General features: G+C 62.8%; 17 protein-coding genes and 1 pseudogene. 14 read left to right on the top strand and 4 right to left on the bottom strand.

Annotation, left to right across the window (positions count from 1 at the left end):
• The first annotated feature begins 16 nt into the window (after window positions 1-16).
• From NKJ93_RS21565 to NKJ93_RS21555, 3 genes are read left to right on the top strand one after another with little or no spacing between them, the layout of a single operon-like run.
• Window positions 17-787, top strand: coding sequence for a glutamine amidotransferase (locus NKJ93_RS21565; protein WP_352548568.1), 771 nt, complete (start codon window positions 17-19; stop codon window positions 785-787).
• A 3-nt stretch (window positions 788-790) separates the two neighbouring features.
• On the top strand, window positions 791-1,699 hold the full coding sequence (locus tag NKJ93_RS21560) for a ribokinase (RefSeq protein WP_352548569.1): 909 nt from the start codon (window positions 791-793) through the stop codon (window positions 1,697-1,699).
• On the top strand, window positions 1,696-2,526 hold the full coding sequence (locus NKJ93_RS21555; RefSeq protein ID WP_352483923.1) for a BtpA/SgcQ family protein: 831 nt from the start codon (window positions 1,696-1,698) through the stop codon (window positions 2,524-2,526). The genes NKJ93_RS21560 and NKJ93_RS21555 overlap by 4 nt, the downstream gene beginning before the upstream one ends.
• A 111-nt stretch (window positions 2,527-2,637) precedes the next feature.
• Here the strand turns inward: NKJ93_RS21555 and NKJ93_RS21550 are convergent.
• Window positions 2,638-2,885: pseudogene (locus tag NKJ93_RS21550) on the bottom strand (type II toxin-antitoxin system Phd/YefM family antitoxin).
• 149 nt (window positions 2,886-3,034) lie between these two features.
• Here NKJ93_RS21550 and NKJ93_RS21545 point away from each other — a divergent pair.
• Window positions 3,035-3,463: a hypothetical protein gene (locus NKJ93_RS21545; protein ID WP_352548571.1), complete on the top strand. Its 429-nt coding sequence runs from the start codon at window positions 3,035-3,037 to the stop codon at window positions 3,461-3,463.
• A 117-nt stretch (window positions 3,464-3,580) separates the two neighbouring features.
• Window positions 3,581-4,603: a LacI family DNA-binding transcriptional regulator gene (locus tag NKJ93_RS21540; protein ID WP_352483924.1), complete on the top strand. Its 1,023-nt coding sequence runs from the start codon at window positions 3,581-3,583 to the stop codon at window positions 4,601-4,603.
• Here NKJ93_RS21540 and NKJ93_RS21535 read toward each other — a convergent pair.
• The gene (locus NKJ93_RS21535) at window positions 4,591-5,568 is read right to left on the bottom strand and encodes an alpha/beta hydrolase (RefSeq protein ID WP_352548573.1); all 978 of its coding nucleotides are present in this window, start codon (window positions 5,566-5,568) and stop codon (window positions 4,591-4,593) included. The two genes, NKJ93_RS21540 and NKJ93_RS21535, sit on opposite strands and share 13 nt — an antisense overlap.
• 15 nt (window positions 5,569-5,583) lie before the next feature.
• The gene (locus tag NKJ93_RS21530; RefSeq protein WP_352496437.1) at window positions 5,584-6,732 is read right to left on the bottom strand and encodes a Gfo/Idh/MocA family protein; all 1,149 of its coding nucleotides are present in this window, start codon (window positions 6,730-6,732) and stop codon (window positions 5,584-5,586) included.
• A 437-nt stretch (window positions 6,733-7,169) separates the two neighbouring features.
• Between NKJ93_RS21530 and NKJ93_RS21525 the strand changes: the two genes are divergently transcribed.
• From NKJ93_RS21525 to NKJ93_RS21500, 6 genes are read left to right on the top strand one after another with little or no spacing between them, the layout of a single operon-like run.
• Window positions 7,170-7,943 carry a sugar phosphate isomerase/epimerase family protein gene (locus tag NKJ93_RS21525; RefSeq protein WP_352496446.1) on the top strand — a complete coding sequence of 258 codons (774 nt, stop codon included), beginning with the start codon at window positions 7,170-7,172 and terminating at the stop codon, window positions 7,941-7,943.
• Window positions 7,944-7,953: 10 nt separating this feature from the next.
• Complete coding sequence (locus NKJ93_RS21520; RefSeq protein WP_352483928.1) at window positions 7,954-9,030, top strand: Gfo/Idh/MocA family protein; 1,077 nt, start codon at window positions 7,954-7,956, stop codon at window positions 9,028-9,030.
• A complete protein-coding gene (locus NKJ93_RS21515) occupies window positions 9,030-9,848 on the top strand; it encodes a sugar phosphate isomerase/epimerase family protein (RefSeq protein ID WP_352591014.1) in 819 nt (272 codons plus the stop codon). Before NKJ93_RS21520 ends, NKJ93_RS21515 begins: the two co-directional genes overlap by 1 nt.
• Entirely contained in the window at window positions 9,848-10,681 is an 834-nt protein-coding gene (locus NKJ93_RS21510; protein WP_352591012.1) for an alpha/beta fold hydrolase, read from the top strand. The genes NKJ93_RS21515 and NKJ93_RS21510 overlap by 1 nt, the downstream gene beginning before the upstream one ends.
• Entirely contained in the window at window positions 10,678-11,400 is a 723-nt protein-coding gene (locus NKJ93_RS21505; RefSeq protein ID WP_352591009.1) for a ribulose-phosphate 3-epimerase, read from the top strand. The genes NKJ93_RS21510 and NKJ93_RS21505 overlap by 4 nt, the downstream gene beginning before the upstream one ends.
• Window positions 11,400-12,392 carry an ROK family protein gene (locus NKJ93_RS21500; RefSeq protein WP_352548581.1) on the top strand — a complete coding sequence of 331 codons (993 nt, stop codon included), beginning with the start codon at window positions 11,400-11,402 and terminating at the stop codon, window positions 12,390-12,392. Before NKJ93_RS21505 ends, NKJ93_RS21500 begins: the two co-directional genes overlap by 1 nt.
• A gap of 97 nt (window positions 12,393-12,489) precedes the next feature.
• Here NKJ93_RS21500 and NKJ93_RS21495 read toward each other — a convergent pair whose 3' ends face one another.
• Window positions 12,490-13,251: a DeoR/GlpR family DNA-binding transcription regulator gene (locus tag NKJ93_RS21495; protein ID WP_352496432.1), complete on the bottom strand. Its 762-nt coding sequence runs from the start codon at window positions 13,249-13,251 to the stop codon at window positions 12,490-12,492.
• Between the two features lie 232 nt (window positions 13,252-13,483).
• Between NKJ93_RS21495 and NKJ93_RS21490 the strand changes: the two genes are divergently transcribed.
• From NKJ93_RS21490 to NKJ93_RS21480, 3 genes are all read left to right on the top strand, one after another.
• The gene (locus tag NKJ93_RS21490) at window positions 13,484-14,290 is read left to right on the top strand and encodes a beta/alpha barrel domain-containing protein (protein ID WP_352496431.1); all 807 of its coding nucleotides are present in this window, start codon (window positions 13,484-13,486) and stop codon (window positions 14,288-14,290) included.
• Window positions 14,287-15,225: a PfkB family carbohydrate kinase gene (locus NKJ93_RS21485; protein WP_352591007.1), complete on the top strand. Its 939-nt coding sequence runs from the start codon at window positions 14,287-14,289 to the stop codon at window positions 15,223-15,225. The genes NKJ93_RS21490 and NKJ93_RS21485 overlap by 4 nt, the downstream gene beginning before the upstream one ends.
• A 149-nt stretch (window positions 15,226-15,374) precedes the next feature.
• On the top strand, window positions 15,375-16,520 hold the full coding sequence (locus tag NKJ93_RS21480; RefSeq protein WP_352591004.1) for an ABC transporter ATP-binding protein: 1,146 nt from the start codon (window positions 15,375-15,377) through the stop codon (window positions 16,518-16,520).
• Window positions 16,521-16,931: the final 411 nt, after the last annotated feature.

The following is a 16,931-nucleotide window of genomic DNA, read 5'->3' as shown; positions in this document are numbered from 1 at the left end:
TTACACGGGAGTTCAAATGTCCAAGAAGAAGATCCTGCTTGCCGGCGAATCCTGGGTGTCGACCGCGACCCATATCAAGGGTTTTGACCAGTTTCCGACCGTCACCTACCACACCGGCGCCGACGAATTGCTGGGCGCGCTGAAGGCGACCGATTTCGACGTCACCTTCATGCCGGCGCATGAGGCGCAGCGCGGCTTTCCGCAGACGATGGAGGCGCTGTCGGCCTATGACGCGGTCGTGCTATCCGACATCGGCGCCAACACGCTGCTGCTGCATCCCGACACCTGGGTCCACTCGAAGCCGACACCGAACCGCCTGCGCCTGCTGCGCGATTATGTCAGCGGCGGCGGCGGTCTGTTGATGTTCGGCGGCTACTATAGTTTCCAGGGCATCAACGGCGGGGCGCGCTACCGCAAGACGCCGGTCGAGGACGTGCTGCCTGTGAACTGCCTGGCCTATGACGACCGCGTCGAGGTTCCGGAAGGTTTTGCGCCCGTACCGAAACCAGGGTCGACACATCCCATCCTCAGGGGCCTTGGTTCGGACTGGCCGATGCTGCTCGGCTTCAACGAGGTGAGGCTGAAGGACGGTGCGGAAGTTCTGGCTGCCGTGTCGTCGGACTATGGCTCGCTGCCGCTGCTCGTCACCGGCCACTATGGCAAGGGCCGCACCGTGGCCTGGACATCCGATGTCGGGCCGCATTGGCTGCCGCCGCAGTTCATCGCCTGGCCAGGCTACAAGACCCTGTTCGAACAGATGCTGGGCTGGGCGACCGGTGAGAGCTGAGCCATGCGCGTCCACGTCGTCGGCAATGCCTGCGTCGACACCATGTTTCGCGTCGGCCGCTTCCCGGCCGCGGGCGAGACTTTGAATGCCGTGAGCTATGCCGACGGGCTCGGCGGCAAGGGCGCCAACCAGGCAGTCGCAGCAGCACGGACTGGTGCAGAGGTGACGTTCTGGACGGCGCTCGGCAAGGACCCAGCTGGCGCATGGATCAGGAGCCGCCTCGACAACGAGCTGTCCGACCTTGAGGTCAGCCAATTCGAGCTGCCGAGTGACCGCTCGACCATCGTCGTCGATCGAGGCGGAGAGAATTTCATCGTCAGCGGCGTCGCCTGCGTCGAAGCCTTCGACCCGGTGGCGCAGACAGCACTTGTCCGCTGGATCGCTCCCGGCGACATCCTCGTCTGCCAGGGAAATTTGCCCCTCGCCGCGACCAATGCCTGCCTCCGAGCAGCAATGGAAAACGGCGCGCGCACCGTCCTCAACGCCAGCCCCATCGATGCGGCATCTGTGCCCGATCTCGGACTGGCGGAGGTTTTGGTGGTCAACCAATCCGAAGCGCAAGCCCTGACCGGCCAGAGCGATATGGCAGCCGCCGCCCGGGCGCTGGCGGCCAGAGGCGCAGGTATTGTCGTGATCACGCTCGGCGGCGAAGGCTGTCTCGTGCTTGGTCCGGACCAGACGGAACCGCTTCGCTTGCCGGCGCCGCGCGTCGAAGCACTCGACACCAGCGGCGCCGGCGATGTGTTCTGCGGCTGCCTCGCCGGCGGGCTTGCCCGGGGCATGCCGGTCACCTCGGCACTGGAGCTGGCGCTCGCCGCCGCCGCAATCGCCGTGACACGGCCGGGCACGCTGGCATCCTGTCCTTCCGCCTCCGAGATGGCGGCGCTCATCGATCAAATGGAGCTCTCATGACCCAGATCGGCCAATCCGGCGGCGACGCGCTCGTGGACCTTTTCGGCCGCACCAAGGTGGTGATCGGCGTCGTTCACCTGGCGCCGCTGCCCGGCGCGCCGCGCTATGATGGCGAGGCGATCGAGGCGATTTACCAGCGCGGGCTCGACGATGCCCGGGCCTATCTCGATGGCGGCTGCGACGGCGTCATCGTCGAGAACCATGGCGACATCCCCTTCGCCAAGCCTGACGATATCGGACCGGAGACGGCGGCCTATATGGCTGTCGTCTCAGACCGCATCCGCCGCGAGCTCGGCAAGCCGATCGGCATCAATGTGCTGGCCAATGCCGCCATCCCGGCCTTGGCGATCGCTAGCGCCGCCGGCGCCGGCTTCGTCCGCGTCAATCAGTGGGCGAATGCCTATGTCGCCAATGAGGGCTTTGTCGAAGGCGAATCGGGCCGTGCGGCACGCTACCGCGCCAGGCTGCGCGCCAACGGCATCCGCATTTTCGCCGATGCCCATGTCAAGCATGGCGCACACGCCATCGTCGCCGACCGCCCAGTGGAGGAACTGGTCAAAGACCTAGTCTTCTTCGACGCCGACGCCATCATCGCCACCGGCCAGCGCACCGGCCACGCCGCGGATTTGGGCTACATAAGCATGATCAAGCAGGCCGCCGGCCTGCCGACGTTGGTCGGCAGCGGCGTGACGCCGGACAACGCCAACGATATCCTCGCCATTGTCGACGGGGTCATCATCGCCAGCGCGCTGAAGCACGACGGCGTCTGGTGGAACCAAGTCGACTCTGCTCGAGTAAAGGCGTTCATGGGTGGTCTGAGGCGATAGCTGACTTCAACCCCCCACCGCACCGAAGGGCCGCAGTCACCCGCGCGAGGGGCGGGAGCTCTTCGGGCTCGCCCGCCGCCCAGAGCAAAAGATGGGCATCGAGCAGAAGTTTCATGCGTCGCCGCCAAACAGCTTCCCGATTTCCTCATCGGCCATGCGATCAACCTCGTCTGGAACTGAAAAAACTGCCCGGCCATAAACCCAACGCGACGCATTTCGCCGGCCGCAGGTGCGTCTATGGCAACGACCTTCACCATCGGCTTGCCGGATCTCGCAATTATGAAGGATTCAGCTTTGACCGCCCTGTCGACAAGACGAGACAGATGCGTCTTGGCCTCGTGAATATTGACGGTGTGCATTGCGGGCCCCGCGACTTAGTCCATGCAACTTAGTCTACTCGGGCCGATCTTCAACTATTGAGCGACTTCCTCGCGCCTAGCCGGCTCCTAGCAAGGAAGGGATTTCGACCTAATGACCCGAATTCGCCGTTAGGAATGGCTTGATCAGGATGGTAGCTTCGCTCAACCACAGCAACGAAGTCGGAGGCGATCGTTCGATGCTTGTGGGGAAGGCATATCGTCCAGTAGTGTCGCTGGACGCCCGTTTCGACTTCGATGCCGCCGATCTTCACGGATCTCGAGACACAGTAACTGTTTGGAAGTCCCGCATCGCCTCTGCGGATTCGGAGTTGCCAGCCCCAATTCCTTTGGCAAGCCTGTTTGAAGCTGGTTTAGCTGTTCATCGTAGCGTGCCGGCACCACAGGGTCACCGCGCAGGGGTGTCGGCTGATCTCGACAAGGATCTCGCCGGACTGACCAGTTTCTCCATCTCGCGGAATTCGTTCCGGCGCTGCGCTCCCGCCTCGCCGCGAGACTCGAATTTTCCCATTGCTCACCCAAAGATGAATACCGCTTTCACCTTTTGCGTCAATTTATAAATTTACGCATGGAAACTCTTGGACATTATCTGTAAATTTTCGCCTTGCAGTTTGCACGCCTGGCGGGCAGCGCCGAGGAACCACCCGGGAACAGATGTCCGTGACGAGAGGATTTCAATGCCGATGACGCACAAGACCATGGAGGATTTCGCGCGCTCCTGCGGCGTCTCCAGGCCGACCTTGTCGAAATATTTCGAGGATCCAACCAGCGTCAAGCCGGCGACGCGAAAGCGGATCGAGGAGGCACTCCGCTCGTCCGACTATCAGCCCAATCTGTTTGCCCGCAACCTGAACCGCAAGCGGACCCGCAGCATAGGCATCGTGGTGCCGACACTCGCCGATCCTTTCTATTCCGAGATGGTCAGCCGCATCGAACTCAGGCTGCGCCACGAAGGCTACTGGCCGATCGTGATCTCCTCGCACGGCTCGCGCGAACTCGAAGTGGAAGCGACGCGAACCATCCTGTCACTAAAAGTTTCCGGTGGGCTGATCGCGCCGCTCGGCCTGCGCTCGGACCACCGTGCGCTGGAGAAGCTGACGCAGGCCATACCAATCGTCTATTTCGACACCTATCTCGAGAGCGGCACGCCATTCGTCGGCAACAACAACAGCCAGAGCGTTTCGACGATCGTCGATTACCTCTGCCGCTCCGGCGACGCGCCGGTCTATTTCGACATCCCGCACGTCAATCACAATACGCGCGAACGCCTGCACAACTATGTAAGCGCCATGCAACGGCTCGGGCAAGAGCCGGTGATCATTGGCGACACCCATGAATACACCTGGGATTTCGAACGGATCGGCTACCAGCAGATGGAGGCAATGCTCAGCACTGGTGGCTTGCCGGGTAAGACCATTTTGTGCGCCAATGACCGCCTGGCCTTCGGCATCATGGCGGCCGCCTATTCGCAAGGTCGCAAGGTCGGCCGCAAAAGCGATTGCGACCTGCGCGTCGCGGCCCATGACGACCACCCGCTCAGCCGCTACACCTGTCCTGCCTTGACCACCATGGCGCAGGACTTCGCCGCTATGGCGGGACGCAGTGTGGAGACGCTGCTGGCCCTGCTTGATGAGGACGGGACTGCGGTTGCACCCAAGATCAATCTCGACGCGACGCTGGTCATGCGTCAATCGGCCTGAGCATTTCCAAAGGCGAGATCGAAGCCGCGCCATGCGCCGACCGCCGCGCTGACCGCTTGCCGTGCAGCCGGGCCATGGCGGCCCATCGAGACGAAGCCGTGGATCTGGCCATTCCAGCGGCGCAGGGCGACCGGCACTCCTTCATCTTCCAGACGCTTCGCGTAGGCCTCGCCTTCGTCGGCGAGAATGTCATGGCCGGCGATGGCAACAAAGGCCGGCGCCACACCGGCAAGGCTGGCCGCCTTCAGCGGCGACACGCGCCAATCGTCGATATCGCCGGCATGGGTGACATAGTGGTCGCGGAACCAAGCCATGGTTGCCGCAGTGAGACCAAAACCCTCGGCAAAGCGGCAATAGCTGTCGGCCGTCTGCGAGGCGTCCGTATTCGGGTAGAACAGCAGCTGCGCCGTCGGCGGATTCTTGTTTTCGCGCGCGAGCAGGGAGAGCACCGTGGCGAGGTTGCCGCCCGCACTGTCGCCTGCGACAGCGATGCGCTTCGCGTCGACGCCGAGATCGTCGACGGCACTTTGCATGAAGGCAAGCGCCACGCGGCAATCCTCGATGGCCGCCGGGAACTTGTGCTCCGGCGCCAGCCTGTAGTCGGGACAGACGACGACGCAGGCGGCCATGTTGGCAAACCAGCGGCAGATCTCGTCATGGGAGTCGAGATTACCGATCACCCAGCCGCCACCATGCAGATAGAGCAACGCCGGCGCGCCGTGCGCGGAAGCTCCTAGCCCGCGATAGATCCTGAGCGTCAATGGGCCGCTTGTTCCGGCGATGGTGCGCTCGGTCAGCGAGGCGACCGGCTCGCGTTCGCCCTGCAGTGTCGGAAAGCCCTGCTCATAGGCGTGGCGGGCTTCCTGAGGGCTGCCGGCCTCGAACGGCTTGGCGGCCGCCTGCCGGCCGAGGTCGAGCACATGCCGGGCTTCCGGATCGAGCAAGGGCGAAGGCGATATTGTCATGGACGGCCCCCAAACTCAGGCAAGCAGGCTTGCCGCCTCGTCCTCCGCAAGGAGTGGCGGCTGATCGACGGTTCCATTGACTGCAACCGACTCGCGGCTTTCTCCCGAAGCGAGGGTCGCTTCCATGATCTCCAGCACATGCAGCGCAAGGTCGCCGGACGCACGCGGCTTTCTTCCGCTCAACAGCGCGCGTGAAAGGTCGGCGACGCCGAGCATGCGGTAATTGGCGCGATCGGGCGCGGCGAAGGGCCAGTTGCGAGCGCCGTAGAGTTCGCTCTCGCTTGTGAAGTCAGCCCAGTCGGCTCCGCGCTCCGAAAGCGAGACGGTGCCGCCGAATGTGTCCGGATCGGGCAGCTTGAGCGAGCCTTCCGTGCCATGCAGTTCGATCGGATGGTTGGAGTGCTTGAAGACGTCCCAGGAGGCGCCGAAGGCGACGGTAACGTCTGAGCGGAATTCCAGCAGCGACAGGATGTTGGTTGGCGTGCCGACCTTGAAGGTGGTGTTCCTGTAGGGACCCTCTGCGGTGATCAGGCGCTCCTCCTGGCCACGCGTTGCCATGGCCATCACGCGGCCGACCGGCCCGAGCAGGTTGACCAGCATAGTCAGGTAATATGGCCCCATGTCGAAGACCGGGCCGCCACCGGGTTGATAATAGAATTGCGGATTGGGATGCCAATGCTCCATGCCGCGCCCCATCATGAAGGCGGTGCCGGTCACCGGCCGGCCGATCGCGCCCCCGTCCATGAGGCGGCGCGCCCGCCGGCCGGCGGCGCCAAGAAACGTGTCGGGGGCCGAGCCGAGCAGCAGCCCGCGCTTCGCCGCCTCCGTGACAAGACGGCGACCGTCGTTGGCCGAGGTCGCCAGCGGCTTTTCGGTGAAGACATGCTTGCCCGCCGAAAGTGCTGAAAATGAGATGTCGAAATGCGCCGACGGGATGGTCAGGTTGAGGACGAGGTCGATCTCCGGGTCGGCCAGAAGCGCGTCGACGCTGAGCGGACGGATGCCATATTCGCTGGCGCGCAAGGCCACCATGTCGGCGGAAATGTCGGCGCAGGCGCGCAGTTCCACCTCACCGAACAGAGCCGCATTGCGCAAATAGGTCATCGAGATGTTGCCGCACCCGACAACGCCGATGCCGAGCTTTGTCTTTGATTTCCCGTGCATTTCGATCGTACCTCCCAACACGTCAGCGGCCTGGACCGCTGCGCGGCAACGGATCACATTCGCAAGCCGCTATACAACATTTTAAATATTGACGCGCGTAAAATTGTTATAGAACATGCGAAAATGCTGACGAACGTCGGGCGCGCTGCCGGCCCTGGGAGGAGAAATGACTGACATGAAAAATCGGCCGGCCGCCGGCTCGAAGCCCGTGCTCATGTGATGATCGCCGACCGCCGGCAATTTCTCACTGGAAGCGCCGGGCAGCTGGTGCAGTAGCGCGGCTTGCGCGCAGGACTGGGCGTTCGCCGGACTCGCGCCAGTCGCGCGCCGAGCTTTGCCAACACCGCCTCGGGGGAGTCTGACGCAGGGCGGCATCAAGGAAGGAAAGGACGGTCGTGAAAAACCTGAAAGTCGGTTGCCAGACTTTTACTTGGGAAATGTTGGGAGACCGCTTTGCCGGCGGCCCCGACGATCTCGTGAAGGCGATCGCGGATGGCGGCTATGCCGGCATCGAGATCACCGACACGATGATCGGCCGCTATGCCGGCAGGCCGGCGGAATTCGCCACCGCACTGAAGGCGACCGGCCTCACCCTCGTCTCCTTTGCCTTCGGTTCGAAGAACGGCTTCACACTGAAGGAGCAGATCGGCGCCGACCTCGAGGCCGCGAAGCGCTGGATCGACTTCGCCGCCGCTTTTCCGGGCGCGATGGTGTCGATGGGCTCGGCCACCGTCGTCTCGGACGGCCGACGCGACGACAGGTTCGCCATCGCGGCCGAGATCTACAACAGGGCGGGTGAGCTCGGGCGCAAGGCCGGCGTCGATGTCGCGGTACATCCGAGCTCGCACCACAACACGCTGCTGTTCGACCGCGCCGATTACGACCGTATCTTCGGGCTGATCGATCCGTCGCTGGTCGGTTGGGTGCCCGACACCGGCCATATATTGCGCGGCCACAACGACATGATCGACACCCTCACAACCCATCGCGACCGCATCCGCTACGTTCACCTGAAGGATGTCGATGCCAGCGGCACTTGGGCAATGCTTGGCAAGGGCGTCTGCGACACTCAGGCAGTGATCGCCATCGCCAGCGCCGCGCCCAACTTCAACGGCTGGCTGGTGTTGGAGGAAGAATCCGACACCGCTGCCGCAGATCCGGCCGCCGCGGTCAAGACCAACCGCCAGACGATGCGCGGCTACGGCGCGTGAGGAACAGATCATGATCCGGAAACAAGACCGCCGCCTTCGTGTCGGTGTGCTCGGCTGCGGGCCGATCGCGCAATTCGCCCATCTCGAATCCTGCGTCAAAGCAAGAAACGCCGACCTCTATGCTATCTGCGATGCCGCCCCCGACCTTTTGGCGCGCATGGGCGCGACCTATGAACCTGAGAAGATGTATGGCGACTACGACGCCATGCTGGCCGACCCGGAACTGGAGGCGGTGATCGTCGCGACCTCGGACGCCTATCACGTGCCGATGGCGATCAAGGCGCTCGAGGCCGGCAAGCATGTGCTGTGCGAGAAGCCGATCGGCGTCTCGGTCGAAGAGGGCCAAAAACTCGCCGACGCGGTCAAGCGCTCCGGCAAGGTGCTGCAGGTCGGCCACATGAAGCGCTTCGACCCGGCTCTTGAGGCGGCGCGCGATTTCGTCCGCGACGAGATGGGCGAGATACTGGCGCTAAAAGCCTGGTATTGCGATTCCACCCACCGCTACATCAACACCGATGCCATCCAACCGCTGCCGGTCAGCAGCCGGCTGGCGCGCAAGCCGGCCGGTAATCCGAAGGCCGATCTCAGGCGGTACTTCATGCTTGCGCATGGCTCGCACCTCGTTGACACCGCACGCTTCCTGTGCGGCGAGATCCTCGCGGTGCGCGCCCGTCTCAACCAACGTTTCGGCGCCTATTGCTGGTTCGTCGAAACGGAATTCGCCAACGGAGCGCTTGGCCATCTCGACCTGACGGTGGCTGTGCGCATGGACTGGCACGAGGGCTTCCAGCTCTACGGCGAAAACGGCTCGGTGATCGCGAAGACTTTCAATCCCTGGTACTTCCGGGCAAGCGAGGTCGATATCTTCCATGAGAAGGATGCAACGTCGCGCAAGCCGCTTGGCGCGGACGGCCATTTCTTCCGACGCCAGCTCGAAGGCCTCTCCGACACCGTGCTTGACGGCGCGCCGCTGCGTGGCGCCGACGTCGAGGACGGCCTCGCCTCGATCCGCGCCATGGTGGCGATCGCCCGCTCGGTCGAAACCGGCCAACGCGTCGAGATTGCTGGCGTAACAGGAGCGGTCTGATGGAGATCGGGGTGTTCGCCAAGACCTTTCCGGGAAGCGAGCCGGCCGGTGTGCTGGCCGCGGTGCGCGACGCCGGATTTGCCGTTACCCAATTCAACCTTGCCTGCGCCGGCCTGCCGTCGATGCCGGATGCGGTGCCGGATCACGCCATCAGCACTATTGCGGCTGCGTCTAATGCCTCCGGCGTCGCTTTGGTGGCGCTGTCGGGCACCTACAACATGGCCCATCCGGACATGACGGTGCGCCACGACGGCCTGCGCCGTCTTGGCGCGGTCATCGAGGCCGCGGCAGCGCTTTCGGTTCCGCTCGTCACCCTGTGCACGGGAACGCGCAACGCGGACGACCAGTGGGCGCATCACCCTGGCAATGCCGATCCGTCGGCCTGGGCCGATATGGCAAGCGAGATGGAAAAGGCGCTTGCTCTGGCCGAGCATCACGGTGTCGAACTCGGCATCGAACCCGAACAGGCCAACATCGTCACATCGGCAGCGGACGCGATGCGCCTTATCGCAGAGATGGGCTCGAAGCGGCTGCGCATTGTGCTCGATCCGGCGAACCTGTTCGAACAGGCGAGCACAGGGCAAGCACGCGCCGTCGTCGCTGCAGCAGTCGAAGGCACCGCAGGCCACGTCGCCATGGCCCACGCTAAGGACCGTTTCGCCGACGGCCGCTTTGCCACCGTCGGCCGCGGCGTCGTCGACTTCGCCGATTTCGTCGCCCGGCTCAAAGTGTCAGGCTTTGACGGGCCGCTGGTCACGCACGGCCTTTCAGCCGAAGAGGCACCAGGCGTCGCCCGGTTCCTGAAGGGGCTGGCCTGATGGCGCGCCCGGCCACCTTGTTTCGCGACGATGCCACGCTGCGGATTTCCGATGAGGGCGACGGGCTTGCCGTCGTCTTCCAGCACGGGCTGGGCGGCGGCGAGGCACAGGTCGCGCAGGCTTTCCCCATCGACGCCGGCTGCCGGCGCATCACGTTGGACTGCCGCGGACACGGTGAGTCCGATCTAGGCAGCCGCCGACCGTTTTCAATGGCGATGTTTGCGGACGATGTTCTGGCCGCCGCCGACCAGGCCGGGCTCGACCGTTTCGTCGCTGGCGGCATTTCCATGGGCGCCGCGATTGCGTTACGCCTTGCCTGCCGTTGTCCGGACCGCGTCGCCGGCCTGATGCTTGTGCGGCCGGCCTGGACGTTCGAACGCGCGCCAGTGAACCTGCAGCCGATCGCCGAGGTCGCCGGCCTCATCCTCGATCATGGCCCCGACAAGGCCAGGACGATCTTCTCGCGGTCTGAAGTCGCCGCGCGCCTGCAGAGCGAGGCACCAGACAATCTCGCCTCGCTGTTCGGTTATTTCGACCGCCCGGATGCAGCATTGTTTGCGCAAGTCCTGGCCGACATCGCTGCCGATGGAGCTGAGGTCTCGGCAAGCGACGCCGCCACCCTTGGCATTCCTGTGCTGGTCATCGGCAATACTGTGGATGCGGTGCATCCACTATCGGCCGCGCATACACTTGCGGATGCCATCCCCGGCGCGGCCTTTGTGGAGATCGCCGCCAAGGCGCTCGACGGCAAAAGGCATTTCGCGGAGCTGCAGGCCGAGATCACCACGTTCCTTCACGCCCACTTCAACATCCGGAGCCTTGTTGCCTCATGACGAGCAAATCCTTATCCGGCCGTGTTGCCATCGCCGCCTTGCCGCGCAACCGGCTGCTCGGCGAGTTTTCCCTGTGGTCGGCCGACCTGGCCAACATGGAGCGCGATCTGAAGCGCATAGACGCTTATGTCGACCTGCATCACATCGACGTCGCTGACGCCCGCTTCACCCCCGGCTTCCTGTTCTTTCCGGATCTGGTGGCACGGATCGCCAAGCTGACGACAAAGCCGATCCATGTGCATCTGATGGTCGAAGCGGAAATCGTCGAGGAGCAAACGCGCCAGTTCATCGAGGCCGGCGCCGACCTCATCAGCGTCCATGCTGAAAACGGCGAGGCCGGGTTGCGCGCCGTGCGGCTGGCGCATGAGCTCGGCGCCGAGGCCGGCGCGGTGCTCAGGCTGGAAACGCCTGTCTGCGCCGTCACGCCCTTCTTGCCCGAAGTTGCCTTTGTGACGCTTCTCGGCACGTCGATCGGCGTCAAGGGCCAGGCGCTGTCCGATCGGGCCTGCCCGCGCCTGATCGAGGCGCGCGCGCTGATGCGAAAAGCAGGTCGAGAGAACCAAATCATCTTGGCTGCCGATGGCGGAATCCGACACGAGACGGTGCCGCGCCTGCGTGCTGCCGGGGCCGAAACGGTGGTGCTCGGATCGCTGGCGTTCGGCGAACCCGACCTTGCGCAACGCATGGCCTGGCTGCATGGGTTGAAGGTCACCGCCTGATGACCAAAGTTGCGCTTGCATTCGATCTCGGCGGAACGGAGCTGCGGGGCGCGCTGGTCGAGCGCAACGGTCGGGTTGTCGCCCGCGTTTCGGCGCCGACGTTGGCGGGTGCGGGATCGGAAGCGGTGATCGGCCAGATTATCTCACTTGCTGGCAGGCTTTTGGTCGAGCGGCCGCAGGCAGAGATTGCCGGCATCGGCGTCTGCGCGCCGGGGCCGCTCGATCCCAAGGCCGGGATCGTGATCGCGCCGCCGACGCTGGCCGGCTGGCACGACGTGCCGCTGCTCGACATTCTGGGCAGGCATTTCGGCCTGCCGGTGCGGCTGGAGAACGACGCCAATGCAGCCGCGCTGGGCGAATGGCGTTTCGGCGCCGGCCGGGGTAGCGGATCGGTGGTCTTCGTCACCGTGTCGACCGGCATCGGCGGCGGCGTTGTTGCCGATGGCCACATCTATCATGGCCGACGCGGGCTGGCAGCCGAGATCGGCCATATGACCATCACCGGCGAAGGCGACCGCTGTTTCTGCGGCGCCATCGGCTGCTTCGAGGCGGTGGCATCGGGAACCGCGCTCGGGCGGCATGCCACGCGGCTGACGGCTCCCGGCGACGGCTCACTGCTCAGGCGTCTTTCCGGCGACGGCGATGTCTCGGCCAGGCACGTCGTCGAGGCCGCTCGCGCCGGCGATATCAGGGCCCTGGAACTGGTCGAGGCCGAGGCGAAGTGGCTGGGCATCGGCTTCACCAATCTGTTGCACCTCTACTCGCCTGATCTGATCGTGATGGGCGGCGGCCTCGCCAACGGCTTCGATCTGCTGGCGCCGCTTGTCAGGGGCACCGTCGAAGCGCGGGCGATGCCCGCCTATCGCGATGTGCCGATCGTACAGGCGCAGCTCGGCGACCAGGCCGGCCTGGTCGGCGCGGCAAGCCTGATCCTGCGGGAGGGCAAGCCAGGAACGTCACTGGCAATGGCGCAGAACGACGAGAGAAGATGACGCCGGCACTCGCCGGGAGCGCTTCGGCCGCAGCGAATTCGAACTCCGGCGTCAAACGCAGCGCGGCACCGAGAGGCTGATGGCAGACGGAAGGCACTCACACGTAGCGCACTTCGACTCCCAGCTTGTCCAATCGGCTACGAATCCCATACGGCATACCAGTGTCGGTGATGATCAGATCGACACGTGACAACGAGAATGCCTTGGACGAGGCGCCGATATCCCATTTGCTTGAATCTGCCACAAGGATCACACGCCTGGCCATACGAACCAGGTTACGCTTCGTACGTGCAATGTCTTCTGAGACATCGACGACGTCGAATGAGTGATCTATCGCATGCGCGCTGACGAATGCCTGGTGAGCCACAAGACCGCCCACGGCCTTGTCAAAATCCGACACGATCGTGCTGACCGTCTCGGGATAGACCCGACCGCCTATCATATGCACGTCCAGTCCGGGACGATACATCAGATGCTGCGCGATGTTCATCGCGGTTGTCGCTACTACGACATTGCTGACCGGGGGCATCTGCATTGCGACCTGCAGCAACGTCGAGCCGCTGTCGAACAGCACGGACTGGTTGTCTATGATCTGGCGCGCCGCCATCTGCGCGATACGCCGTTTGGCATCGAAGTTGCGGTACATCCGTTCTTCGAAGGCCGCGGCGGGCGAATCAGCGGGCAAGGCAATTGCGCCGCCATGCGTTTTGATCAACTGCTTTTTTGCGTCCAGAATTTCCAGGTCGGACCTAATGGTCACCTCGGACACGCCGAAGTTTTCCGCCAGTTGGCTGGTGCGCGCCTGGCCGGTCCGTTGAAGCTCGAGCATGATCTGATGTCGTCGTTGTTCCGCCAGCATGTGTGACCCCGAATTGCTGTTTGAATAGCTGCACGCTAACCTTTCGAAAATCGAACCCCAAACCGGCAAGCGTTTGCGAATCCTTGGGATAGCGCGTCATCGTAGCGAACGCTAGCGGTCGCAATCGCAATCTTATATCAAAACGAAAGAAATCGAAATATTGAGTATTGTTTTGCTTTCGAGTTAGGGTCCCTCAATGTCAGATCAAAAATCGCGAAGGGACTGCACCGATATGGGCCTTGGAACTAAAATTCGCTTGTCGCGGCTGTTCTCGCATCGATCTGGAAACCTGTTCGGTGGTGCGGTCGACCATTTCGTAGGCTATGGCAACGTCCGTGAGGGCGGCCTTGCGGATCTCCCCGGCGCGCTCAAGCGAGTGATGGCCGGAGAGCCAGATTACATCAGCATTCAGCCTGGTGCGGCGCGTCATCTGTGGCCGGCTTACGCCGGCAAGGCGGCGCTGGTCATTCAGGCGGGATGCTTTACGCCCGACGATCGAATCAGTCAGTTGATCGCGACACCCGAAGATGCCGTGCGCTACGGTGCCGATGCGCTGGCCGTCGCCATTCCGGTGCGGGGCGATACCGAGGGCCACTACATTCGCTGGCTTACCGATACGGTCAACGCTGCTGCTCGTTTCGAAATGCCGGTCGTTGCTCATGTTTATCCGCGCGACTATTCAAACGGCTGCAAGATCGTCTTCACGCCCGACGAGATCGCCTATGCAGTTAGGATTGGCTTTGAGACCGGCGTCGACGTGATCAAGGTCGGATACACTGGGGACTTCGACTCATTCAAGGAAACGGTCGCCACTTGCCCGGTTCCCATCGTTATCGCCGGCGGCCCGAAGACCGAGGATCTTCTGGGCGCTCTGACCCAGACCTCTGAAGCCCTGCGCGCCGGCGCGAAGGGTGCGGTCGTGGGGCGCAATTTGTGGGGGCATGGTGACACCACGATGGCAGCGCGTGCGTTCAAGGGCGTCATTCACGACGGGATGGCGCCGCAAGACGCTTTGGCGGCTGCGGCACGTGAGCCGTGACCGGCGATCTTCAGGTCTTGGGCTTCGGAGCCTTGGCGATTGACGACATCATCTATGTCGACAGCCCGCTGGGTGCCGGCAAAGGGAGGGTGACAAATCGCACGAGGGACCACGGCGGCAATGTGGCGACGGCACTCGTTGCTGTCGCCAAGTTGGGCGGGCGTGCCGGTTTCATCGGCTGGCTGAGCGATCAGCCACATTCAGATGTCAGCGCCCGCGAACTTGAACGACACGGTGTCGACATATCGTTCGCGCCACGTCGTTCCGATGCCAGGCCGATCCGGTCGGTGATCACTGTGGCGCCTAATGGTGACCGGTTCATCGCCTATGATGATGATGTGCCGCACGGGACCTCAGATGCGCTGGCCGACAGCGTCCTTGCGCAAGCCCAGGTATTGTTGATCGACGGCTACGCCACGCAGGCGGAGATGGTCGTTGCTCGTGCCCGCACGCTGGGTCTGGCGGTGATCGCCGATATTGAGTGGACAATCGGACCTGCAACCGACCGATTGATCCGCCTATCAAATCACCTCGTATTCCCTCTGGAATTTGCGCAGACCTATACAGGCGAAAAAGAGGCGACGGCGATCCTGCGCAAGCTGTGGTCGGATGACCGCTCCGCGGTCGTGTTGACCGATGGCGATCGAGGCGCCTACCTCCGGCAAAGGGACGATGCCGTTTTGTGGCACGTTCCGGCCTACAAGGTCAGGGCAGTGGACACGACCGGCGCGGGGGATTGTTTCCATGGGGCCTATGCCTTTGCCCTTACACAGGGAAGGCAGCCTGTCGCCTGCGTTATTTATGCAAACGCCGCGGCCGCGATCTCGGTAACGGGCCGCGGTGGCCGTATGGCTCTGCCAGACCACAACGCCTGTCTCGCGTGGATGGCGAAAGAAAATGCGCCTGTGCCCATACCGATTACGTCGCCAGACTGAGAATTCATCGCTCGGATATTGCCGCTTCTGGTGGAACGTCCGGGGAGCGCGCCTTGGCTGCGCCGATGACACTGCCGGTTCGATCTGCAGTCGCGCTGGGTGGAGGCTATTCGACGTTTAGCTAGCGCTGATAATAGGGAGGATGTGACGTGGCCATTGTTGTGTTGGACAAGATTTGCAAGACCTACGGGACGAAATTCCAAGCAATCAGGGATCTTAGCCTGACGATAAACGATGGCGAGTTCCTCATTCTCGTTGGCCCGTCGGGATGCGGAAAATCGACTGCCTTGCGCATGATCGCGGGGCTGGAAGAGATCAGCAGCGGAACCCTGACCATTGGCGGCGAGAATGTTGAGGATCTGGCGCCGAAGGACCGCGATATTGCGATGGTCTTTCAGAATTATGCCCTGTATCCGCATATGACAGTGTTCGACAACATAGCCTTCTCGATGAAGCTTGCGGGGAAGAGCAAGGCCGAGCGCACGAAGCGCGTCCATGAAATTGCAAAGACCCTGCAATTGGAAACGCTGCTCGACAGTAAGCCGGCGGCGCTGTCAGGCGGACAACGCCAGCGGGTCGCCATGGGGCGCGCGATGGTGCGCGAACCGGCGGCCTTTCTCATGGATGAACCCTTGTCAAACCTCGATGCCAAGCTGCGCGTGCAAATGCGCGCGGAAATTGTCAGCCTGCAAAGACAGTTGGGGGTGACCACGATTTATGTAACACACGATCAGACCGAAGCCTTGACCATGGGCGACCGGGTTGCGGTCTTGAAAGGCGGTGTGCTTCAGCAGGTCGACACGCCAAAGACACTGTACAATCGGCCAATCAATGCCTTCGTGGCGGGTTTCATCGGGTCGCCATCGATGAACCTGTTCGAAGGCCGTTTGCACAATGGCAGGATCGACCTGCCGACCTTTTCGATCCCGGTGCCGACGAGTGCGTTTGAGCGCTCGCCTGGTCTGACCGCCTTCGAAGGCAAGACACTCATCTTCGGCATACGCCCCGAGGATCTCTACGACAGCAGTCTGGAATCGGGATCGCGCCATGCCACTCTGCCGGCCATCGTAAAGTCGACGGAGGAATTGGGATCCGAGCTTGTCGTTCACCTGAGTGTCGATGCGGTTCGAATCGATTCCGGCGACCCAGATGCCGTTGAAGATCTAAGCGGTGCGGCAAACGCCGTAGCGAGGTTTGAAGCCGTCAGCGCGGTCCGGCCGGGCGAGTTGATTAATCTTGCGATCAACGCGGCCAAGTTGCACTTCTTCGATCCCCAGACGCATCTCGCAATTTAGCGTGATCCGCGAGGGTTGATCCGGAAAGAATCGGACGCGCAAATTTTGTTAGACGCTGGCTCCGCTCTGGTGTGCGAACCCCTCGCTCGACCATCAAATCGGTTGGTTGAGGGTTATTTTTGGGCCGTGACTTCTAAGCTGCAAGATCGTAGCCGGCCAGGAGCCAAGCATTCGTGGGCGACTAAGATCGTTGGCTTTGCATCAAGGGAAATTTCGGGCCGTCCTCCTTGGCAAACGGTGCAACCCTGCTCGACATCGTTCAGCGTGCGACACGCCGATTTTTTCACCGGGAGCTCGAGATCGTCTTGTGCCCATTGGTCACCCAACAAAGCGACCAAGCGATCAAGAGTCGCCTGAACGCCGTCTAAATTGCGACGTCTTCGCAAGTGCGTGACCTCGCCGAAAGCCCGC

Source organism: Mesorhizobium sp. M0028 (assembly GCF_040323855.1).
Taxonomy (GTDB): domain Bacteria; phylum Pseudomonadota; class Alphaproteobacteria; order Rhizobiales; family Rhizobiaceae; genus Mesorhizobium.
Note: the sequence above shows the minus strand (reverse complement) of the source record. Positions and strands in the feature narration are given on the sequence as shown.